We start from the raw sequence: 20,331 nt of genomic DNA on the forward strand, positions 1-20,331 counted from the left end.
CGAATTCATCAGGCAGGTCAAGGACAAGAATTCGGGCGTGAAGCTGATGGGCTTCGGCCACCGCGTGTACAAGAACTACGACCCGCGCGCGAAGCTCATGCGCGAGACGTGCTACGAAGTGCTGAACGAACTGGGCCTGCACGACGACCCGCTGTTCAAGCTCGCCATGCAGCTCGAAAAGATCGCGCTGGAAGACGAATACTTCGTGTCACGCAAGCTGTACCCGAACGTCGACTTCTATTCGGGCATCGTGCAGCGCGCGCTGGGCATCCCGACCTCGATGTTCACCTGCATCTTCGCGATGGCGCGTACGGTGGGCTGGATTGCACAGTGGAACGAAATGATTGCCGACCCCGAGCAGAAGATCGGCCGTCCGCGTCAGCTCTTCATCGGCGAAACGCCGCGCGAAGCGAAGCCGATCGCGCAACGCTAAGCACCTTTGCTGTGGCACGCAGCGCGCTTTCCCGCGCGTTGTGCGCAGGCGGTAAGTCAAACGCCCCAACGGATTGCCCGTCGGGGCGTTTTCTTTTTGTGCGCCGAGCATGGCGCCGGGCGCCGCGCTCAAACGCAAAAGTCGATCTTCAACGCGCCAGCCTTCACGGCCTCTTCGCGCAACACGCCGCGCACCGCGCCCGTGCCCCGTTGCGGCGAGCCCGGCAGGCGCAAGCGGGCGATGCATACGCCCGGCCATTACCTCCGACGTAATCGTCAGCGTGCACGCCTTCGCCGACCATGACGCTCATCGGCTCACCCAACCGCAAGGAGCGACGACCATGGCACGCGAATCCCTGTCCACCCGCCAACCCGGCTATATCCGCATCGACGACGATACTGCGCTGCACTATCGCGACTGGGGCGATGGCGTGCCGCTCGTGTTCCTCTCGGGCTGGACGCTCAACGCCGACATGTGGAACCACCAATGCGCGCCGCTCGCGGCCGCGGGCTTTCGCTGCGTGGCGTACGACCGCCGCGGGCACGGACGTTCGAGCGACCCCGGCCGCGGCTACGACTACGACACGCTCGCCGACGACCTCGAAGCCGTGCTCGACGCACGCGGTCTCGTGCGCGTGACGCTGGTCGGCCATTCGTTCGCGAGCGGCGAGATCGTGCGCTATTTGAGCCGCCACGGTTCGCGCCGCGTGGCAGGCATCGTGCTGCTTTCGCCGGCTTCGACACCTTGCCTGCTGAAGTCTGCCGACAACCCCGGCGGCCTCGACGCGAACCTCTTCGAAGCCTCGCTCGAGGAAATGCTGGAGTCGTTCCCCAACTGGATCGAGCGGCGCGCGCAAGCGTACTTCAGCCCCGGCACCTCGCGCACGACGATTCAGTGGACGGCTGACATGATGCTGGGCGCGTCCTTCTTCGCAGCGGCGCAACTGTGTCGCGTGCAGGTGCAAACCGATTTCCGCCGCGAACTGGCCGCGATCGACGTGCCCGCGCTCGTGCTGCACGGCGACTGCGACGCCTCGGCGCCGCTGGAGATCACCGGGCGTCCCACGGCGGCCGCCCTCGCGCGCGCGACGCTGAAGGTCTACGAAGGCGGCACGCACGGCATGTACTTCAACCAGGCGGCGCGCGTGAACGAAGACATCCGCGCGTTCGTTACGCAGTGGCAGGCATGACTTGCGCCGTGGCCATCGACGGAAACATGCGGTAATCGGGGCCCAGCCGTGCGCGTGGCACGCAAAGGAATAGCGCGTCCACGCCCCTCGTTTTGCAGATGACACGCCGGCGCACGGACGAATCCGCGCGCCGGCGTGCGAGGCGTACCGATGGAGTCTTCACGGCGCCGGCGCGCAATCCGCGCGTCATGGGGCCGGTCCATCGCGAGGGACGACATCATGCGCAAACTTTTCGCCTTTAATGTACTGGCCGTGCTGCTGGCCGCCTGTTCGACGCCGGTTGTATCGCAGCAGCCCGCGGATGCGTCATATCCGCCGCCGCCCTGCCGCACCGTTACCGGCACCGCCGTGATCGACGGCGCGCCGCAGCAGATCAGCGGCCTCGCGTGCCTGCAGCCCGACGGCACCTGGCAGATCGTGCAAGGGGACGACACGCTGGTCTATCCGGTGGCCTGGCCCGACGCGTCAGCCTACTATGCCGGCCCGTGGTACGGCTGGTGGCCACCCGTGTTCGTGGGCGGCTCGTTCGTGTTCATCGACCATTTCCATCATTTTCATCACATGGATCACGTCTTTCCCGGCGCGCCGCATACGCGGCCGGTCTCGGGCATGCACGGCGGCTTTCATGGCGGGCACGGCACCGTCTGGAGCGGCATGGGCCATGCGGGTGGCACCGGTGGCATGGGCGGCATGGGTGGCGGCGGGCACCGCTGAAGCACGCCGCGCGGCCGAATGCGTGCCGCGAATCCTTTATGATGGAGCGCGCCTCCCAACCCGAGACGCTCCATGTTCTTCGCCGCGCATTCCCTGCATCGCCGCCTGAGCATTGCGATCGGCACGCTCGCGATCCTCGTCGGCGTGCTGGGCGCGCTGGGCACCTTCCTCGTCGTGCGCAGCCTTGCTGCCGAGTTCAACGCGAGCCTGCGCGACGCCGCCGCGCACGTGCAGACGGGCGTGCCGCATCGCGCCGCCGAAGAGCCCGGCGCACGCCCGGCCGCTGACGATTTCGTCGTGCAAATCTGGTCCGCCGGAGACCGCGGCGCGCCGAGCCGCACCAGCAACGCCAAGCTCGCGCTGCCGCGCGCAGCGAGCGGGTTTTCGTCGATCGACTACGACGGCGAGGCATGGGACGTATTCGCGCTCGCCGCCGGCGACGAATACATTCAGGTGGCCGAATCGCGCAGCATGCGCAACCGCAACGCCTTGCGCGTGGCGTTCTGGAGCCTCCTGCCCGTGCTCGCGCTGTTGCCGCTGCTCGCGTTCACGATCGCCGTGACGGTGCGGGTTTCGCTGCGGCCGCTCGAACGCGTCGGGCGGCGCGCCGCGAAGGTCGATCTGCACGACTTGAAGCCGCTCGAAGTCGCGCAGGCGCCCGTCGAATTGCGGCCCTTCGTCGAATCGATCAATCGCATGATCGAGCGGCTTTCCGTGCTCGTGAACGCCGAGCGCATGTTCATCGCCGATGCCGCACACGAATTGCGCTCGCCGATCTCCGCCATGCAATTGCAGGTCGACAACCTGCGCAACGCGCCGCCCGAGCAGTACCCGGAACGCTTCGAGGAGTTGCGGCGCGGCATCGTGCGCACCGGTTCGCTCGTCTCGCAACTGCTGGGGCTCGCGCGCGCCGAAATCGGCAGCGCGCAGCGTGTGTTGACCGACGTGTCGCTGCCACAGCTCGTGACCGACGTGCTGGCGGATCTGCTGCCGCTGGCCGACGCGCGCCGCGTGGATCTGGGCGTGGAGCGCCTCGACGACGTGACGGTGCGCGCCACCGAAGCCGATATGCGCGTGCTCGTGCGCAATCTCGTCGATAACGCGATCCGCTACGGCCACGAAGGCGCGCGCGTGGACGTGGCAGTGCGCCGCGAAGAAGAGACTGTCGTGATCGAAGTGAGCGACAACGGGCCGGGCATTGCCGAGGCCGATTTGCCGCGCGTGTTCGACCGCTTTTTTCGGGCGGGCGGCCACGACATGCAAGGCAGCGGGCTCGGCCTCGCGATCGCGCAGGCGCTGGCACAGAGCTATCGCGGGCGCGTGACGCTCGCGAACCGCCGGGACGGACACACGGGCATCGTCGCGCGTATCGAGCTGCCGCGCGGCTGAGCGGCTGAGCGGCGCGAGATGTCAGGTCGGCCAACGCAGGTGAGGCAAAATCTGGGGTAGCCAGCGAAAGAAAGGACGGACACCATGCGGATTCTGCTGATCGAAGACGATCTGCTGATCGGGCCCGCGCTGCTGCGCGCGTTGAAGGATGCGTCGTACAGCGTCGACTGGGTGCGCACGGGCGAGAGTGGCCGCGCCGCGATTCGCGACGGCTCGTACACGGCCATCCTCCTCGATCTGGGCCTGGCCGACATGAGCGGCCTCGACGTGCTGCGCAGCCTGCGCGAGGCGGGCAATGGGACGCCGGTGCTCATCATCACCGCGCGTGACGACGTGGACACGCGCGTGGAAGGTCTCGATCTCGGCGCCGACGACTACCTCGTGAAGCCCTTCGAAAGCAAGGAACTGCTCGCGCGCATTCGCGCCGTGGTGCGGCGCAAGGCGGGCTTCGCATCGCCGACGATGGGCAGCGGGCGCGTCACGCTCGACATGAATGCGCGCCGCCTCACGTTCGACGGCCAGTCCGACGACCTTTCCGCGCGCGAGTACGCGCTCATGCTCGCGCTGCTCGAGCGGCCCGGCGCGATTCTCTCGCGTCAGCAGCTCGAAGAGCGGCTCTACGGGTGGGGTGAGGAAGTGGAAAGCAATGCGGTGGATGCCGTGATCTATAGCGTGCGCCGCAAGTTCGGGCACGCGGTAATCCGCAACGTGCGCGGGCTCGGCTGGGCCGTGTGCGTGTGAGTGCGCGCCGCCCGCGCGGCAAGAAAAAAACGCGGCGAGCGCAAAGCTCGCCGCGCGGCGCGATGCGTGGGGGGAAGTCTCACGTATCGCGCGAAAAGTCAGGACAACAGACGTTGCCGCGGATCCTGCTGCCACGCGCGGCTCAGCGAGGCGAGCAGCGCGACTTCGGTGTCGGCCACGTGCCGGTCTGCATACACCGCCACATGGCACAGATTGAGCACCTCGGCGCGCAGTTCGGGGTCGTCCAGTTCGCGCATCACGTGCTGCATCACGTTGGAGTCGAGCTTGCACGCGTCGCTCCAGTTCAGGTGCGAGCTGGTCAGCAGGTCTTCGCACAGGCCCTGCACGATCTTGCCGAACTCGCCGGGCGCGAGGCCGAGCCGGTCGGCAATGCGCGCGCGATGCAGGGCGGCAAGCTCTTCGCTGCTCAGGTGGCCGTCCGCGAGCAGGGCGATGGCGACGATCCGGCCGGCGGCCTGGGGGCTGTTGCAGGTATAGGTGCGCATGATCAGGAATCCTCTAGAAACGTAACGGCGATGGTGCGATTGGCTTTGGCCTGGCTCAGTCGAAGATGTCGCCCAGCCATGACTTGCGGCGGCGCTCATGGCCGTAACTGTCATGGGCGCGGCGCGGGGCATAGTCGCCATGCTGCGCGCCGCGGGGCATAGTCGCCATGCTGCGCGCCGTGGTGGCGGCCTGCCTGCACCGCGTCTTCGTCGCTATGGCGCGGGTTGCCGCTGCGTTCGATCAGCTTGTCGAGTTCGCCGCGATCGAGCCAGACTCCGCGACACTGCGGGCAGTAGTCGAGTTCCACACCTTGGCGCTCCGAGAGCGAGAGGGTGACGTCGGGACAGTTCGGGCATTTCATGATGCGCTCCGTGTTGAATGACAGGTCATCGAGACCGGTGCCGCCTTGTGCCGTGTGTGGAGGGCGGTGCGGCCTCGATGGAACCCATCCTCTCAGAGCAAAATGAGCGAAAAATGAGGAACACGGGGTGGGCGCTCAAGAGGCGCCCAGTGTGTCTTTCGTCTTGCGCGTCTTGATGAGCGACACCACCACGCCACCCACTAGCAGCGCAGTCGTCACGCCGAGACTCAGCACCGCGGGAATTTTGCCGATGATGCCGACCAGAAAGATCTTCGCGCCGATGAACACGAGCACGAGCGCGAGCGCATGCTTGAGGTAGTAGAAGCGGTGCGCCATTGCCGCGAGCGCAAAGTAGAGCGCGCGCAGGCCCAGCACGGCGAAGATGTTGCTCGTATAGACGATGAACGGATCGATCGTGATCGAGAAAATCGCCGGTATCGAGTCGACGGCGAAGATCAGGTCTGCGAACTCGATCATCAGGAGCGCGACGAGGAGCGGCGTGGCGAACAGCGTCAGCTTGCCGGTGCGCGGATGCGCACGCCGCACCAGGAACGCGCGTCCCTCTAGCTGCGGCGTCACCGGCAGCTTGCCACGCAGCCAGCGCAGCAGCTTGCTGTCTCCCACGCCGGGTTCTTCTTTCGAGCCGAACAACATCTTCACGCCGGTCACGGCGAGAAATAGGCCGAACACGTACAGCATCCACTCGAACTGCGCGACGAGCGCCGCGCCGAGGCCGACCATCAGCGCGCGCAGCACCAGTACGCCGACGATGCCCCAGAACAGCACGCGATGCTGCAGCTGACGCGGGATGGCGAGCGCACCGAAAATCGATGCGATGACGAACACGTTGTCGAGCGAGAGCGATTTTTCGATCAGATAGCCGGTGATGTACTCGGTGGCCGGTTCCGCACCAAGCTGCCACCAGACGAAGCCGCCGAACAGCACGCCCACCACGATGTAGCCGAGCGAGAGCCACAGGCTCTCGCGAATGCCGATCTCGTGGTCGTCCCGATGCAGCACGCCGAGATCGAGCACGAGCAGCACGATCACGACCGTGAGGAAGGCAACCCAGAGCCACGCGGGCTGACCGAGGAAGGGGGCCGTGACAATCGGCGCGAGCATGGTCGATCCTGAGGATGAAGTGGGAACGCGGCCAGCGTGCGCGGGTGTTTGCCGCCACAGCCGACCTCATGGGCCCTTGGCCCATAGGTCAGCATAGTTGCAAAGAATGAGCGGTGAATGAGATTGTGCGGGCGCGGTGCGATGGCTTGCGGAGTCTACGCAAGCACTAGAACTGGTAGTTGATCGAAACATCGCAAACACCGCCCGTCTTCGTCTGGATGATCGGACTGTGCGCGGCACTGCCGAGCAGGCGCTTGATCGCGCCATCGGCGCTCACGAACCAGTGCTTGTTCACGAAGTAGACCATCGTGATGCCGAAACCGGCCGACTTGAGGCCCGCGCTGGCGTCGTACTGCCGATAGCCCGATGCGGCCGATTGCTGTGGCGTCACGCCGAACCAGCTCTGCATGTAATTCGAGTCGGCGAACGTGACCGAGGGGCCCGCGAACCAATAGAACGTTTTATTGCTGCCCGGCAGCGGCATGTACGCGCCGAGATCCGCGGTCCAGCCGTTCGAGCCGCCGAAGCTGCGCGTGAAGGCTGTGCGGAACACGAGCGGAAAGTCCTTCGAGACGACATATTCGCCGGCGATTTTCATCTCCGGCGCCGGATTGATGTTGCCAAGCCCATTTAGACGCGTGGGGTCGTCCTGGCCGCGCCGCCCGAGGTCGTACGCGGCGGCGACGCTCACACGCCAGTTCGGCCCCTGCAGCACGTTCACGCCGAAGCCTTCGCCTGTCGATCCAAACAGGATGTCTTTGTAGCGAATGTCGATACTCGGTCCGACCAGCGTGTGATAGCGATCCGAGCCGTCGTAGCGCGGCTCGAACGTCGCGCCCACGCCGAGGCGCGCTTCGAGGTCGGGGCGGTTCGGCTCGAAGAGCTTTTCGAGCGGGATACCGGCGGAGTATTGCCATTCGCCGAGCGGCGAGGGAGTCTGCGCGTGCGCGCACTGACCGAATGCGGCAAGGGCACATGTAGCGCCGGCGAGCAAGACACGCCGGGTAGTGAGCCACGATGCCCGTAACTGGCGCAATGCCGTTGTATTTGTTCTGCTTGTTCTGGTTGTTTTCCTGCGCGCGCAGCGGATTGCGAGTGGCATGAGGCCTCCGTGGATGCGTGATCTTCCGCGTGGCGCTGTCCGTACAGTGTGATCGAACCACTCAGTGGAACGCCATGCGGGCGAGATCGTCTCGCAAACGTCATGCCCGATCAGGCACCCGACTGACCGCCCGCAGGCCTCCGGCTCGTTGCCACAACAACCTCGCTGCTGTCCCACGTCCCGCGTAAACCCTCCCTGAGCGCAGCTTTGCGCCGATTTTTTTTCATGATACTGTGAATCGAAATCGCATGTCCTATTCGAATTCGCATTGTCCACGAACGGCGATCACGAATGACCGCCCGGGTGACGACGCGCCATGAACCCGGGCCAGCAAGGCACGGGCAAGCAAGGCACGGGCAAGCAAACGGGCAAGCCGCACCGCTGAATGGAGAGCGCTCTGTGACGCAGGTTCCCATCGACCGTAACGGCATCGTTTCCGCGCATGCGATGCCTCGCGCACGTCTCGTTCCGGCGTCGTGGCTCGTCCGGGCAGGCATCACGGTCGTCTACCTGTTCATGCTGAGCCCACTCATCTTCGTCATCTGGCTCAGCTTCTTCAAAGACGCCATCATCACGTTCCCGCCGTCCGGCTATACGCTGTCCTGGTACGCCAACGCATGGCACAACGACGCGTTCGCCAATGGCTTCGTGCTCTCCATGAAGCTCGCCGCGGGCGCGGCGATCGGCGGCGTGGTGCTGGGCGTGGCGGCTTCGCTTGCGCTCGCGCGCTATCGTCTTCCAGGGCGCCGCCTCGTCGGCAACGTGCTTATCCTTCCGTTAGTGGTGCCAGGCATCGTCGCCGGCATTGCCACCTACCTCTTCTATCTGCGCGCGGAAAACGCGCTCGACACCGATATCGTCGGCACGTTCGGCGGCCTGCTGCTCGCCCATGTCTGTCTCACGATCCCGTGGACGATCCGGCTCGTCACGGCCAGCCTCGGCCAGATCGACGTTTCCATCGAAGAGGCGGCGCGCAATCTCGGCGCGGGTGCGTGGCGCACGCTGTGGCGCGTGACGTTGCCGATGCTGCGTCCCGCTATCGTCGCGTCCACGCTGTTCGGCTTCATCGTCTCGTTCGAAAACCTGGAGATGACGCTGCCGCTCGTGGGCCCCGGCAAGACGACCTTGCCGATCGCCATCATGCAGTACCTCGAATTCAATCTCGACCCGACCATCGCGGCCGTTTCGGCTGCGCAGATCGTGCTGCTCGGCATCGTCATGCTGATCACCGATCGTTTCGTCAAGCTTGGCAAGGTGATCTGATCATGGCCCAGGTATCCCTGCGCAACCTGCGCAAGCAATACGGCGCGACGACCGCCGTCGCCGACGTCTCGTTCGATATTGCCGAGGGCGAGCTGGTGGCGTTTCTTGGGCCGAGCGGCTGTGGCAAGACGACGACGCTGCGCATGGTGGCGGGGTTCGTCGAGCCGAGCGACGGCGAAATCTGGATCGGCAATACCGAAGTCACGCGGCTTGCGCCCGACCGGCGCAACACCGGCATGGTGTTTCAGCGCTACGCGCTGTTTCCTCACATGACGGTCGCGCAGAACGTGGCGTTCGGCCTCGAAATGCGGCGCGTGCCGAAGGCCCAGCGCGATCAGCGCATTCGCGAGGCGCTTGACATGGTGCGCCTCACGCAGCTTGCCGAGCGCTACCCGCGGCAGCTTTCCGGAGGCCAACAGCAGCGCGTGGCGATTGCGCGCGCGCTTGCGATCCGTCCTGACGTTTTCCTGCTCGACGAGCCGCTCTCCAATCTCGACGCGAAGCTGCGTGTCGAGGTTCGCGAAGAGATTCGGGCGCTGCAGCAACGCCTGGGACTCACGACGATCTTCGTAACGCACGACCAGGAGGAAGCGCTCGCCATGGCGGACCGCGTGGCCGTAATGCACGACGGGCGAGTCCAGCAGATCGGCAGCGCCGACGAGCTTTACGAGCGGCCCGCGAATCCTTTTGTCGCGAGTTTTCTGGGCCGCATGAACTTTCTTCCGGGGCATGTCGACAACGGGCAGTTCATCACGGAAAAGGGCGAGCGGATCGACGTGAAGACTGCCACTCCCGATGCCACGACGCTCGGCATTCGTCCCGAGCGGTTGCGGCTCGCGCCGGTTCCGGAGATCGGCGAGGTATCGATTCCGGTCACGCTCGCCAACACGGTCTATCTTGGTGCGACCGTCGAATTGCGGCTCACGAGCGAGCGGGGACAGAGCCTCGTCGCGCTCGTTCCCAACACGGCGCGCGGCGCCGGCAGCTGGTCGCCGGGCGAGTCGCTGCACGCGTGCTTCAGAACTGAGGACTGCCTGCTTTTTTCCGCCTGAAGGATGAACCTATGACCGCTTCCCTGACGCGCCGCACGTTCCTGAAAACCGCTTCCGGCCTGCTCGTCGCTCCCGCGCTCGGCTTCGACCCGCGCGCGGTGCTCGCGGCCAGCGCGTGTCCCGACGTCGTCGTCGGCACGTGGGGCGGCGACTACATGTCGCTGCTCGAGCAGAACATCGGCAAGCCGATCATCGAAGCCGCGGGCGGGCGCGTCACCTACGATTCGTCGGACCAGATCGGCCGGATGACGAAGCTGCGCGCGGAAAAGGCCTCGCGCCACGGGTCGCTCGACGTCGCGTGCCTCGCCGACCTCGACATGTTCGACGTGAATCGCTCGGGCGTGCTCGAACCGCTCGACACGAAGCTCGTGCCCAACTCGGCGCACACGATCGAAGCGCTGCGCCGGCCGTATTCGATTCCTCACATCTTCAGTGCGATGGTGATCGTCTACAACCCGGAGAAGTTCGCGGCCAGGCCCGATTCATTCGCGGTCGCACTCGACCCGAAGCTCAAGGGGCGCGTGGGCTTCTCGGACATCCTCTACAACTTCAACGTGCTGCAGTCGTCGCTTGCGGCCGGGCAGCACAACGGCGACACGGCTGCCGGCATCCAGTTTCTGCGTGAAGTGCGCAAGAACCAGCCGAAGGTCTATCCGTCCAATGAAGCCGTGGCTTCGGCGCTGAAGAGCGGCGAGATCTGGATCACGTGCATGTGGAAGGCGCGGGCGCTGCAGTGGAAGAAGGGCGGCGTGCCGGTGGAATACGTGTTCCCGAAGGAGGGCGGCGTGCCCGTCACGTTCGAGGCCGCGGTGCCGAAGAATGCGCCTTCGCGCGAATGCGGGTTCAACTATCTCAACGCCATGCTGGACCCGCGCGCGCAGGTGGGCTTCGCCGCGACGATGGGCTATGCGCCCACCGTGACCGACGCGTCCTTGCCGCCCGCGCTTCAGCAAAGCGTCGGCTTCACGAATGCGGAGCTGGATCGCCTCGTCAAGGTCGACTATGCGAGCTTCACGGCACAAAAGCCGGCGCTGCTCGACTTCTGGAACAAGGAATTCAAGCCGGGGCTCTGAACCATGTCGACGAGTGCACTGGACGCCGCGCCGCGGCGCCGCGATTTCGCGGCAGGCATGCTGGCTTCGCCTGCCACGTTGGTCGTGCTGTTCGTGATCGTGCTGCCGGGCCTGCAACTGGTGCGCTACAGCTTCAATCATTTCGACTCGGTCCAGATGATGCAGGCGGCGTTCACGCTGGAAAACTACGTCCAGTTCCTGACTGATCCGTACTATCACGCCGTGCTCTGGACCACCGTGAAGGTCGCCGCGCTGTGCACGGTACTGTCTCTTGTGTTCGGCTTTCCGGTGGCGTACGTGCTCGCGAAAACGCAGAGCCGCTACAAGAGCCAGCTCGTCATGCTGCTGGTGTTTCCGCTACTCGTCGGCAATGTCGTGCGTGCGGCGGGGTGGATGGTCATGCTCGGCAACGCGGGCTTCGTCAACGCGTTGCTGCTCGCGCTCGGTGTCGTCGACCAGCCGGTGCGGCTGCTGTACACGCCGTTCGCGGTGGTTGCGGGCACCACGGCTGTCGTGCTGCCGTACATGATCCTGACCTTGCAAAGCGTGCTGGAGGGGCTGGATTTTTCGATCGAGGAAGCGGCGCGCAACCTGGGCGCGAGCTTCAGCCAGACCCTCGCGCGCATCGTGCTGCCCATGGCCGCGCCGGGCGTTGCGGCCGGCACGATGCTCGTCTTCATCCTTTGCATGAATGCCTACGCCACGCCGGTCCTGCTGGGCGGCACCGGCATCACGATGATGACGCCCGCCATCTACGACCAGATCGCCAAGGCCAACAACTGGCCGTTCGGCGCCGTGCTTTCGCTGGTTTCAATGGTCGTGACGTTCACTCTCGCGCTGTCGTCGCATTGGATCATTCAACGCCGCTACGCGAAGACGATGATGACCTGAATACACCGGGCGCCGGGCAGATTCATGCCCGACGCATTCGCTTTCCATTTCGTTGTCCTGATGGAGCAATCCATGCCGATACTGACCGAACAGACGCGCGCCTACCGTCATCGCCTGATGAAGACGCTCATGGAGCGTCAGCGCGTCGATGCGCTGGTATTCACATCCGCCGACTTCTTCCAGTGGGCGACCAATTTCCACGTGGACGTGCAAACGTGGGAGCGCCCGATCGCCGTTTGCGTGCCGCTCTCCGGCGCGCCGTTCGCGATCATGAACGAGTTGTCGACCCACCACGTGATGATGGCGCGCGAGCGCGGCCACCTCTGGCTCGACGACATCGCGCTGTATTCCGAGCATCCGCGCGTGGGCGATCGGCTGCCCCTGCTGGCGGACGTACCCGAGCTGATCGCCGCCCGCTTGCGCGCGGCCGGGTTGGGCGCGTCGCGCATTGGCGTCGAGGCGGCGGGCGGTCCGCTCGGTCGCGCGGCGCCGTTGCTGCCCGATGCGAAGTTCATGCCGATGCTGCCCGAGCTGCGTTCGCTGCGCTGGGTCAAGCACGCTGAGGAAATCGAGGTCATGCGGGCGGCCGCGAGCCTCGCCGGCTGGGTGCAGGAGCGCTACCGCGAAAACATCCGGCCGGGCCGGCTCGTTCAGGAGCTCGATTACCAGATGGCCACGCTGATGGTCACGGAGGGCGCGCGCCGCTTTCCCGGCGAGAACCTCGAGGTGATGCGCTGCTGGACCTTGTCCGGGCCGGCTTCGGCCTCGCCGCATGGCGACGGGGCATCGTGCGGCGCGAAGATCCAGGCTGGGGATGGTCTCGTCAATATCGTGATTCCGCGCCTGAACGGTCTCGTGATCGAGAACGAGCGGACCTGGTTCTGTGGCAAGCCGAGCGCCGAGCAGGCGCGCTTTCATGAGGTGGCGCGCGCCGCCAACGAGGCGGCGGTCGCGGCGGCCGTGACCGGCCAGCCCGTTTCGGGTATCGACGCCGCGGCGCAGGCCGTAATCGAGCAGGCTGGATGCGGGCAGTACGTGCGGCATCGCACCGGGCACGGCATGGGCATCATCGGTCACGAGTACCCCGACGACATGGCGTTCAATCACCGCGCGCTGCTCGACAACGAGGTCTACTCGGCGGAGCCGGGACTCTATGTCTATGGCCTCGGCGGCTTCCGTCTCGATGACTCCGTGGTGACGGGCGCCACGCCCGAATTGCTGACCACGACGCCCCGCACGCTTGCGTACGCAACGATCGACTGAATGGCTTGCCGGGCTGCGACGCTCGCCCGGCGAAAACCTTTGAACCTTGGTGAGGACCCGGCGCGAAGCCGGGAGGAGACACGATGGAGTCGATGCTGTTCTCAAATTGCGCGTTGCTCGACCCCGTTGCGGGCGAGTTGCGCGAGGGCCACGCGGTGCTGGTGGAAAACGGTCGAATCAAGGAAGTCTCGGACCGCGCGATTAGCAGCGCGTCGGCGCGCGAGATCGACGTGCGCGGCAAGACGCTGATGCCCGGACTCATCGATCTGCATGTTCACGTGCACGCTACGCAGCTGAATCTCGCGCAGCAAGCGAGTTTGCCGAACGTGCTCGTCACGCTGAAGTCGCTGCCGCTCCTGCAGGGCATGCTGCGACGCGGCTTTACTACGGTGCGCGATGCGGGCGGCGCGGGTTTCGCGCTCAAGCAGGCCATCGAACAGGGGCTCGCGCCGGGGCCGCGCCTGTTCGTCTCGGGGCGCGCGATCAGTCAGACCGGCGGCCACGGCGACATGCGCGGCCGTAGCGACTATATCGGCACGGACAGCCCGTGTTCCTGCTGTGCGCGTGTCGGCGCGATCTCGCGCGTGGCCGACGGCGTCGACGCCGTGCGTCGCGCGGTGCGCGAGGAACTGCAGATGGGCGCCGACCAGATCAAGATCATGGCCTCGGGCGGCGTTGCCTCGCCAACCGATCCTGTCGGTGCATGGGGGTATTCGGAGGACGAGATCCGGGCCATCGTTCAGGAAGCGCGTGCGCGCGGAACATATGTGCTGGCGCATGCGTATACCGCCGAAGCGATCACGCGCGCCGTACGATGTGGAGTGCGAACCATCGAGCACGGCAATCTCGTCGATGAAGCGGCCGCGCGCGTCATGGCCGAGCACGGCGCGTTCGCCGTGCCGACGCTCGTGACCTACGACGCGCTTGCGAAAGAAGGCGAATCGCTGGGGCTGCCTGCGGACAGCGTGGCGAAGATCGAAGACGTGCGGCACGCGGGCTTGCGCTCGCTCGAGATCTTCCGGGCGGCGGGGGTGCCGATGGGCTTCGGCACCGACCTGCTCGGGCAATCGCAGCGCCTGCAGAGCGACGAATTCCGCTTGCGCAGCGAAGTGCTCTCGCCGCTCGAAATCCTTCGCAGTGCGACCGTGGTCGGTGCGCAGGTGCTCGGGCAAGTGGGGCAGCTTGGGCAGATCACGCCAGGCGCTCACGCCGACGTGCTCGTGGTCGACGGCAATCCGCTCGCCTCGTTCGACTGCCTGCTCGGGCAAGGCGAGCGGATTCCGGTGGTCATGAAAGGCGGTAAGATTCATGCCTTTGATCTGCACGCGTGACGCGTGGTGCCTTCCCGCAACAGCGGGAGATGCCGGCGGCCTGTGTAATCCGGGGAGAACGGATGGATTTTCGGCACATCGACGCATTCAGGGCGCTGATGCTCACGCGTACCACGACCCGTGCCGCGCAGGTCGTTGGCACGTCGCAGTCCGGCATCAGCCGCTTGATCACCGATCTGGAGCGCTCGATCAACCTCACGCTGTTCGATCGCAGCCGTGGGCGGCTCGAACCGACCGCCGAGGCGTTGGCGCTGTTCGAAGAAGTGGAGCGCCGCTACGCCGGCCTCGACAACATTCGCGAGTTCGCCATGAGCCTGCGCAGTCCGGCGACGGCCGTGATTCGCGTGGGCTCGGTCGTGTCGTTCGGTCTTGGCTACTTTGCGCGCGTGATTGCGAACTTCCATCGACTGCACCCGGCGGTTCAGATCGCATTGACCACGGGGGCATCCGGGCTGATTCGCGATCAGGTGGTCTCGCGCCAGCTCGCGCTCGGGCTCGTGACGAACACCGTGGACGTGACCGGCACGGATTCGGCCGCGTTCGCCCAGCTCGACGCGATCTGTGCGTTGCCCGCGGGGCATCCGCTCGGCAAGCGCAAGGTGATTCGCGTGGCCGACCTGAAGGGGCAGCCTATCGTCTCCTACGATCAGCCTTCGCTCGTGCGCTGGGGCATGGATCAGGTTTTCTCGGCCGGCGAGTTGCATTCGCAGGTGGTGTCGATCGCACCGTATTCGGTCAACATCGCCACGATGGTCAAGGAAGGTCTGGGGATTGGGCTCTTGCATCCCGTGTCGGCTTACGACTTTCTCGACTCGAACCTGATATTGCGGCGCTTCGAGCATGCCATGCCGTTCTACACGCTCAAGATCACGCCGCGTGGGGCCGCGCCGGCAGCTCACCTCGACGAGCTCTCGCGCGTGATGGAAGAGACGCTGGAAGAAGTGCTCGCGGCCGTGAACGCGCGTCTGGACGCCGCGGCCTGAGTCGCCGCTGCCCGCCTTGGGCAGCGCTTCCCTCTGAATCAAATCCACCGCATTTGCGCTGCGGCGGCATCAATCCTGTTCTTCTCGTCCATGTATTGCGCGTCGCGCGAGCGCATGGGCGCATGAGCGGGTATTCGCCTTCGGCCGCCACGAACACCACACGCGATCCGGGCCGTGCCTCCGAGGCCCGACATCGTCTTTCCCAAGCCGCATTTCACCTGGAGCGAATGCATGACTGCCATGAACGACCAACGCCGCCGTTTCCTCCGATCCACAGGTGCACTCGTTGCCGCTTCCGCGCTCGGGCCGCTCGCGCTGAAAGCGAAGGCGGCCGGCGCGTGCTCCGGGCAGGTGGTGGTGGGAACGTGGGGCGGCGACTACCAGCGCCTGCTGCAACAGAATATCGATCCGCTCGTCACGCCTGCCGGCGTTACCGTGACCTATGACGTGGGCAGCGCGCTCGCGAGGCAAACCACCATGCGTGCCGAGGCGCATGGCCGGCGCAGCACCATGGACATCGCGCTGCTGCGCGACAACGACATGTTCCAGATGTATTCGGAGGGCGCGACCGCGAAGCTCGACGACACGCAACTGTCGAACCTGGCCTTCGTGCTTCCGCAGTTCCGGCGCAGCTACTCGGTGCCGCATATCTTCAGCGCGCTCGTGCTCGTCTACGACACGAGCCGTATTCGCACGCCGCCCGATGGTCTCGCCGCACTGCTGGACCCGGCGTTCAGGGGGAAAGTCGGCCTCGTTGATGATCAGTACGACTATCTGACGCTGGCGGGCGCGCTCGCCTCTGGGGGAAAGTCCAGCGATGTGGCGCTCGGGCAGAAGTACCTGCGCGCGCTGCATGGGCAGTCGCCGAGGGTGTATCCCTCGGTCGATGCGCTCGCTTCGGCCTTGAAAAGCGGCGAGATCGACGTGACCGTCACGTGGAAGGCCCGCACGGTGCAGTGGAAAAAGGCGGGCCTCGCCGTCGATTATGTGTTCCCGAAGGAGGGCGCCCTGCCGGCCACGTTCGAGGCGGCGGTGGCATCGGGCAGCAAGGTGTCCACGTGCGCGTTCCCCTATCTGAACGCCATGCTCGACCCGCGTGCGCAGCGCGCGTTTGCAGAGACGATGGGTTATGCGCCCACCATTGCGAACGCCGGGTTGCCTCCGTCGCTGCAACAGTCGGTGGGGTTCTCGGGCAAGGAACTCGAACGGATCGTGCCCGTTGATTTCGCACTGCTGATGAAGAACAAAACGGAGATGCTCGACTTCTGGAACAAGGATTTCCGCGTGGGACTGTGAGGTCTCACGAACTTCTGCGGATACAGCACATGATTATTTTGACCAACAACGAAGGCAAATCCGGTATCGGCCTGACTGCGGAACTGTTGCGCGAAGGGCGGCATGGTCTCGATGCGGTCGAGGCCGGCATCCGTCTGGTCGAGGACGACGAGGAGGTGCGCACCGTCGGGCGTGGCGGTTGGCCCAACCTGCTCGGCGAAGTGGAACTCGATGCTTCGGTCATGGACGGCTCCACGCTGCGCACCGGCGCGGTAGGTGGGTTGAAGGGATTCAGGCATCCGGTGAGCGTGGCGCGGCTCGTGATGGAGCGCCTGCCGCATGAGTTGCTGATAGGCGAGGGGGCCGCGCGCTTCGCGGCCGAATCGGGCGCCGAGCGCAGCGAACTGCTTGCCGCGCACTCGCGCAAGGCTTGGGCGCGCTGGTTCGACAACGAAGTCAGCGCAGCCGACAAGGCGGCCTGGCCCGACGTGCCGCTCGCGCGGTACTGCCACGATGCAGTCGATCCGGAAATCGGCAAGGACACGACCGTCTTTCTCGCGCTCGACAGCGCATGCAATGTGGTCACGGGCACGAGCACTTCGGGATGGGGGTGGAAGTACCCTGGCCGCCTCGGCGACAGCCCCGTGATCGGCGCGGGTTCGTATGCGGACAGCCGCTATGGCGCGTGCGCGTGCACCGGCGCGGGGGAAATGACGATCCGTGCGGGCACGGCGCGCGCCGTGGTTCTCTACATGAAGATGGGCATGAGCGTCGAGCGCGCCGTCGACGAGGCCGTGAGCGACCTGCGCGCGCTCAAGGGCGGCTTGATCAGCCGGGTGACGATCCATGCCATCGATGCGGCGGCCAAGCACCGCGTGGTGGCGGTGAACGGACTGCCTGGCAATCACTACTGGATCTGGACGCCTGGCATGCCGGAACCGCAGAAGCGGTTCTGCGAGCTGATCCAAATTTCGGAGGGCGAGCCGCAAAGCAAAAAGATTGCGATGCAGGTCTATACCGACGTTTGAGGTGGGGCTCATCTCTCGCCATCGTTTGCTGAGTGCCACTACATGACGGCTGATTGCGGCTCGCGGTGCATGCATTCGGCAAGCGGCATGTGCCCCGATTAAAGCCTTGCTTTGGTTTGCCGTTAGACAAGTCATGGACGTCGGTCTAGCGGCTCCCCCTGTGTCGCGCGACCCGAAGCCCATACACCCCGCCCTCACAGCGGAAGCCATCGTGCGCCGGTTGCAGTCAGACCGGCGCATTTCTTTTTGCGGCGGGTGGTTCTGGCAGCACGTCAGTTCATCCCGCGCAGATTCGCGCGCTTTTGTAACGGTCTCTCTGCGCACTTCACAGCAGGCGCGATCTTTGACGAAAGCGGCGCGACGCCCGCGCTCGCCGGGTAACGCTGATACAGGTATTGCGACTACCACCCAAGCCCCTGTTTTTTATCGCTTTTTTCCAGAAAGACGCTGCGTGTGGCGCGTTTCGCGTGGCATAATCGATTCACACAACCGTATTGCCCCGCAGTCAAACATTCCCCCGCATATCATGGCAAAGACGCTCTACGACAAGTTGTGGGACACCCATGTGGTCCACACGGAAGACGATGGCACGACGATCCTCTACATCGACCGTCACCTGCTGCATGAAGTCACCAGTCCGCAGGCTTTCGAAGGCCTGAAGATGCACGAGCGCCCGGTCTGGCGCATCAGCGCGAACCTGGCGGTATCCGACCACAACGTGCCGACGACCGACCGCAGCCACGGCATCGCCGACCCGGTTTCGAAGCTGCAGGTCGACACGCTCGACGCGAACTGCGATTCCTATGGCATCACGCAGTTCAAGATGAACGACCTGCGCCAGGGCATCGTGCACATCATCGGGCCGGAGCAGGGCGCGACGCTGCCTGGCATGACGATCGTGTGCGGCGACTCGCACACCTCCACGCATGGCGCGTTCGGGGCGCTCGCGCACGGCATCGGCACCTCGGAAGTCGAGCACGTGCTGGCCACGCAAACGCTTTTGCAGAAGAAGAGCAAGAACATGCTCGTGAAGGTCGAGGGCCAGTTGCCGCGCGGCTGCACCGCGAAGGACATCGTGCTCGCCGTCATCGGCAAGATCGGCACGGCGGGCGGCACGGGCTACGCCATCGAGTTCGGCGGTTCGATGATCCGCGGCCTCACGATGGAAGGCCGCATGACGGTCTGCAACATGGCGATCGAAGCCGGCGCGCGCGCAGGCATGGTCGCCGTGGACGAGACCACGATCGAATACCTGAAGGGCCGTCCGTACTCGCCGCAAGGCGCGGAGTGGGATCAGGCCGTCGAATACTGGAAGAACTTCCGCACGGATGACGGCGCGCACTTCGACCGCGTGGTCGAACTGAGCGCGGCCGACATCGTGCCGCAGGTCACGTGGGGCACCTCGCCGGAAATGGTCACGGCCATCGACAGCCGCGTGCCTGACCCCGAGCGCGAGAAGGACCCGGTGAAGCGCGACGCGATGGAACGCGCGCTGCAATACATGGCGCTCGAGCCGAACACGCCGATCGAGTCGATCAAGCCGGACAAGATCTTCATCGGTTCGTGCACGAACGCGCGCATCGAAGACCTGCGCGCCGCCGCCTACGTCGTGAAGAAGCTGGGCCGCCGCGTGGCGTCGAACGTTCGTCTCGCGATGGTCGTGCCGGGCTCGGGTCTCGTAAAGGCGCAGGCCGAGCGCGAAGGGCTCGACAAGGTGTTTCTCGACGCGGGCTTCGAATGGCGCGAGCCGGGCTGCTCGATGTGCCTCGCGATGAACGCCGACCGCCTCGAGCCGGGCGAGCGCTGTGCGTCCACTTCCAACCGCAATTTCGAAGGCCGCCAGGGCGCGGGCGGACGCACGCACCTCGTGAGCCCGGCCATGGCTGCCGCCGCGGCCATCGAGGGTCATTTCGTCGACATTCGCAAGCTGGGGTAAGCGCATGAAGGCACGCGGCTTCTGGCGCAAGGGTTTGCAGACTGCGGCTCTCCTGTCGCTGGCGGGCGTGCTGCTCGCGCTCGCCGGCTGCAATACCGTAGCGGGCTTCGGCCAGGACATCACCGACTCCGCTCGCGCGGTGCAGCACGCAATCTGACGCACAGCTTGCGGCTGGGCGCCGCGGCTCTCGCCGCAAGCGCCCAGCCCGATCAGCATCCATCAGGATCACGGATCATGGAAAAATTCATCGTACATACCGGCGTCGTGGCGCCGCTCGATCGCGAGAACGTGGACACGGACGCGATCATTCCGAAGCAATTCCTCAAGTCGATCAAGCGTACGGGCTTCGGGCCGAACGCGTTCGACGAATGGCGTTATCTCGACCACGGCGAGCCGGGCCAGGACAACTCGAAGCGTCCGCTCAATCCGGACTTCGTGCTGAACCAGCCGCGCTATCAGGGTGCTTCCGTGCTGCTCGCACGCAAGAACTTCGGCTGCGGCAGCTCGCGCGAGCACGCGCCGTGGGCGCTGCAGCAGTACGGCTTCCGCGCGATCATCGCGCCGAGCTTCGCGGACATCTTTTACAACAACTGCTTCAAGAACGGCCTGCTGCCGATCGTCCTCTCCGAATCGGACGTCGCTCACCTGTTCAACGAAACGTACGCGTTCAACGGCTTC

At 65.3% G+C, this 20,331-nt stretch carries 21 protein-coding genes; 17 read left to right on the forward strand and 4 right to left on the reverse strand.

Annotated elements, in window-relative coordinates; translation table 11 throughout:
* From VMJ11_RS27260 to VMJ11_RS27280, 5 genes are all read left to right on the forward strand, one after another.
* Positions 1-433: citrate/2-methylcitrate synthase (locus VMJ11_RS27260; protein WP_325623586.1), on the forward strand; the 433-nt coding region annotated here is incomplete at its 5' end.
* Positions 434-773: 340 nt separating this feature from the next.
* Entirely contained in the window at positions 774-1,622 is an 849-nt protein-coding gene (locus tag VMJ11_RS27265) for an alpha/beta hydrolase (protein WP_325623588.1), read from the forward strand.
* Positions 1,623-1,841: 219 nt separating this feature from the next.
* A complete protein-coding gene (locus VMJ11_RS27270) occupies positions 1,842-2,336 on the forward strand; it encodes a hypothetical protein (RefSeq protein WP_325623590.1) in 495 nt (164 codons plus the stop codon).
* A 72-nt stretch (positions 2,337-2,408) separates the two neighbouring features.
* The gene (locus VMJ11_RS27275; protein WP_325623592.1) at positions 2,409-3,725 is read left to right on the forward strand and encodes a HAMP domain-containing sensor histidine kinase; all 1,317 of its coding nucleotides are present in this window, start codon (positions 2,409-2,411) and stop codon (positions 3,723-3,725) included.
* An 84-nt stretch (positions 3,726-3,809) separates the two neighbouring features.
* A complete protein-coding gene (locus VMJ11_RS27280; RefSeq protein WP_325623594.1) occupies positions 3,810-4,466 on the forward strand; it encodes a response regulator transcription factor in 657 nt (218 codons plus the stop codon).
* Between the two features lie 98 nt (positions 4,467-4,564).
* On the opposite strand, the gene VMJ11_RS27285 is transcribed toward VMJ11_RS27280, so the two are convergent.
* From VMJ11_RS27285 to VMJ11_RS27300, 4 genes are all read right to left on the reverse strand, one after another.
* Positions 4,565-4,972, reverse strand: a complete 408-nt coding sequence (locus VMJ11_RS27285; protein ID WP_325623596.1) for a TerB family tellurite resistance protein — start codon at positions 4,970-4,972, stop codon at positions 4,565-4,567.
* Positions 4,973-5,082: 110 nt separating this feature from the next.
* Positions 5,083-5,334: a zf-TFIIB domain-containing protein gene (locus VMJ11_RS27290; protein ID WP_325623597.1), complete on the reverse strand. Its 252-nt coding sequence runs from the start codon at positions 5,332-5,334 to the stop codon at positions 5,083-5,085.
* A 135-nt stretch (positions 5,335-5,469) separates the two neighbouring features.
* A complete protein-coding gene (locus VMJ11_RS27295; protein ID WP_325623598.1) occupies positions 5,470-6,456 on the reverse strand; it encodes a TerC family protein in 987 nt (328 codons plus the stop codon).
* A 166-nt stretch (positions 6,457-6,622) separates the two neighbouring features.
* The gene (locus VMJ11_RS27300) at positions 6,623-7,450 is read right to left on the reverse strand and encodes a MipA/OmpV family protein (protein ID WP_325623600.1); all 828 of its coding nucleotides are present in this window, start codon (positions 7,448-7,450) and stop codon (positions 6,623-6,625) included.
* 507 nt (positions 7,451-7,957) lie between these two features.
* Between VMJ11_RS27300 and VMJ11_RS27305 the strand changes: the two genes are divergently transcribed.
* From VMJ11_RS27305 to leuD, 12 genes are all read left to right on the forward strand, one after another.
* Entirely contained in the window at positions 7,958-8,821 is an 864-nt protein-coding gene (locus VMJ11_RS27305; RefSeq protein WP_325623602.1) for an ABC transporter permease, read from the forward strand.
* Between the two features lie 2 nt (positions 8,822-8,823).
* Positions 8,824-9,873, forward strand: a complete 1,050-nt coding sequence (locus VMJ11_RS27310; RefSeq protein ID WP_325623604.1) for an ABC transporter ATP-binding protein — start codon at positions 8,824-8,826, stop codon at positions 9,871-9,873.
* Positions 9,874-9,884: 11 nt separating this feature from the next.
* The gene (locus VMJ11_RS27315) at positions 9,885-10,946 is read left to right on the forward strand and encodes an extracellular solute-binding protein (RefSeq protein ID WP_325623606.1); all 1,062 of its coding nucleotides are present in this window, start codon (positions 9,885-9,887) and stop codon (positions 10,944-10,946) included.
* Positions 10,947-10,949: 3 nt separating this feature from the next.
* A complete protein-coding gene (locus VMJ11_RS27320; RefSeq protein ID WP_325623608.1) occupies positions 10,950-11,837 on the forward strand; it encodes an ABC transporter permease in 888 nt (295 codons plus the stop codon).
* Positions 11,838-11,909: 72 nt separating this feature from the next.
* The gene (locus VMJ11_RS27325) at positions 11,910-13,100 is read left to right on the forward strand and encodes a M24 family metallopeptidase (RefSeq protein WP_325623610.1); all 1,191 of its coding nucleotides are present in this window, start codon (positions 11,910-11,912) and stop codon (positions 13,098-13,100) included.
* Positions 13,101-13,183: 83 nt separating this feature from the next.
* Positions 13,184-14,431 carry a metal-dependent hydrolase family protein gene (locus VMJ11_RS27330; RefSeq protein WP_325623612.1) on the forward strand — a complete coding sequence of 416 codons (1,248 nt, stop codon included), beginning with the start codon at positions 13,184-13,186 and terminating at the stop codon, positions 14,429-14,431.
* 62 nt (positions 14,432-14,493) lie between these two features.
* Positions 14,494-15,414 carry a LysR substrate-binding domain-containing protein gene (locus VMJ11_RS27335; RefSeq protein WP_325623614.1) on the forward strand — a complete coding sequence of 307 codons (921 nt, stop codon included), beginning with the start codon at positions 14,494-14,496 and terminating at the stop codon, positions 15,412-15,414.
* Positions 15,415-15,645: 231 nt separating this feature from the next.
* The gene (locus VMJ11_RS27340) at positions 15,646-16,710 is read left to right on the forward strand and encodes an ABC transporter substrate-binding protein (protein ID WP_325623616.1); all 1,065 of its coding nucleotides are present in this window, start codon (positions 15,646-15,648) and stop codon (positions 16,708-16,710) included.
* Between the two features lie 29 nt (positions 16,711-16,739).
* Positions 16,740-17,717: a N(4)-(beta-N-acetylglucosaminyl)-L-asparaginase gene (locus VMJ11_RS27345; protein WP_325623618.1), complete on the forward strand. Its 978-nt coding sequence runs from the start codon at positions 16,740-16,742 to the stop codon at positions 17,715-17,717.
* A gap of 526 nt (positions 17,718-18,243) precedes the next feature.
* Entirely contained in the window at positions 18,244-19,653 is a 1,410-nt protein-coding gene (leuC, locus tag VMJ11_RS27350; protein WP_325623620.1) for a 3-isopropylmalate dehydratase large subunit, read from the forward strand.
* A 4-nt stretch (positions 19,654-19,657) separates the two neighbouring features.
* Entirely contained in the window at positions 19,658-19,810 is a 153-nt protein-coding gene (locus VMJ11_RS27355; RefSeq protein WP_325623621.1) for a hypothetical protein, read from the forward strand.
* Positions 19,811-19,887: 77 nt separating this feature from the next.
* Positions 19,888-20,331, forward strand: a 444-nt coding sequence (gene leuD, locus VMJ11_RS27360; protein ID WP_325623623.1) for a 3-isopropylmalate dehydratase small subunit, incomplete at its 3' end; no start/stop codon positions are given.

The sequence above is a fragment of the Paraburkholderia sp. genome, from assembly GCF_035501035.1.
GTDB lineage: Bacteria > Pseudomonadota > Gammaproteobacteria > Burkholderiales > Burkholderiaceae > Paraburkholderia.

What these genes read in the sequence shown, in the direction of transcription:
- VMJ11_RS27265 (WP_325623588.1), top strand. Translation starts at nt 774, where the DNA reads ATGGCACGCGAATCCCTGTCCACCCGCCAACCCGGCTATATCCGCATC.
- VMJ11_RS27270 (WP_325623590.1), top strand. Translation starts at nt 1,842, where the DNA reads ATGCGCAAACTTTTCGCCTTTAATGTACTGGCCGTGCTGCTGGCCGCC.
- VMJ11_RS27275 (WP_325623592.1), top strand. Translation starts at nt 2,409, where the DNA reads ATGTTCTTCGCCGCGCATTCCCTGCATCGCCGCCTGAGCATTGCGATC.
- VMJ11_RS27280 (WP_325623594.1), top strand. Translation starts at nt 3,810, where the DNA reads ATGCGGATTCTGCTGATCGAAGACGATCTGCTGATCGGGCCCGCGCTG.
- VMJ11_RS27285 (WP_325623596.1), bottom strand. Translation starts at nt 4,972, where the DNA reads ATGCGCACCTATACCTGCAACAGCCCCCAGGCCGCCGGCCGGATCGTC.
- VMJ11_RS27290 (WP_325623597.1), bottom strand. Translation starts at nt 5,334, where the DNA reads ATGAAATGCCCGAACTGTCCCGACGTCACCCTCTCGCTCTCGGAGCGC.
- VMJ11_RS27295 (WP_325623598.1), bottom strand. Translation starts at nt 6,456, where the DNA reads ATGCTCGCGCCGATTGTCACGGCCCCCTTCCTCGGTCAGCCCGCGTGG.
- VMJ11_RS27310 (WP_325623604.1), top strand. Translation starts at nt 8,824, where the DNA reads ATGGCCCAGGTATCCCTGCGCAACCTGCGCAAGCAATACGGCGCGACG.
- VMJ11_RS27315 (WP_325623606.1), top strand. Translation starts at nt 9,885, where the DNA reads ATGACCGCTTCCCTGACGCGCCGCACGTTCCTGAAAACCGCTTCCGGC.
- VMJ11_RS27320 (WP_325623608.1), top strand. Translation starts at nt 10,950, where the DNA reads ATGTCGACGAGTGCACTGGACGCCGCGCCGCGGCGCCGCGATTTCGCG.
- VMJ11_RS27325 (WP_325623610.1), top strand. Translation starts at nt 11,910, where the DNA reads ATGCCGATACTGACCGAACAGACGCGCGCCTACCGTCATCGCCTGATG.
- VMJ11_RS27330 (WP_325623612.1), top strand. Translation starts at nt 13,184, where the DNA reads ATGGAGTCGATGCTGTTCTCAAATTGCGCGTTGCTCGACCCCGTTGCG.
- VMJ11_RS27335 (WP_325623614.1), top strand. Translation starts at nt 14,494, where the DNA reads ATGGATTTTCGGCACATCGACGCATTCAGGGCGCTGATGCTCACGCGT.
- VMJ11_RS27340 (WP_325623616.1), top strand. Translation starts at nt 15,646, where the DNA reads ATGACTGCCATGAACGACCAACGCCGCCGTTTCCTCCGATCCACAGGT.
- VMJ11_RS27345 (WP_325623618.1), top strand. Translation starts at nt 16,740, where the DNA reads ATGATTATTTTGACCAACAACGAAGGCAAATCCGGTATCGGCCTGACT.
- leuC (WP_325623620.1), top strand. Translation starts at nt 18,244, where the DNA reads ATGGCAAAGACGCTCTACGACAAGTTGTGGGACACCCATGTGGTCCAC.
- VMJ11_RS27355 (WP_325623621.1), top strand. Translation starts at nt 19,658, where the DNA reads ATGAAGGCACGCGGCTTCTGGCGCAAGGGTTTGCAGACTGCGGCTCTC.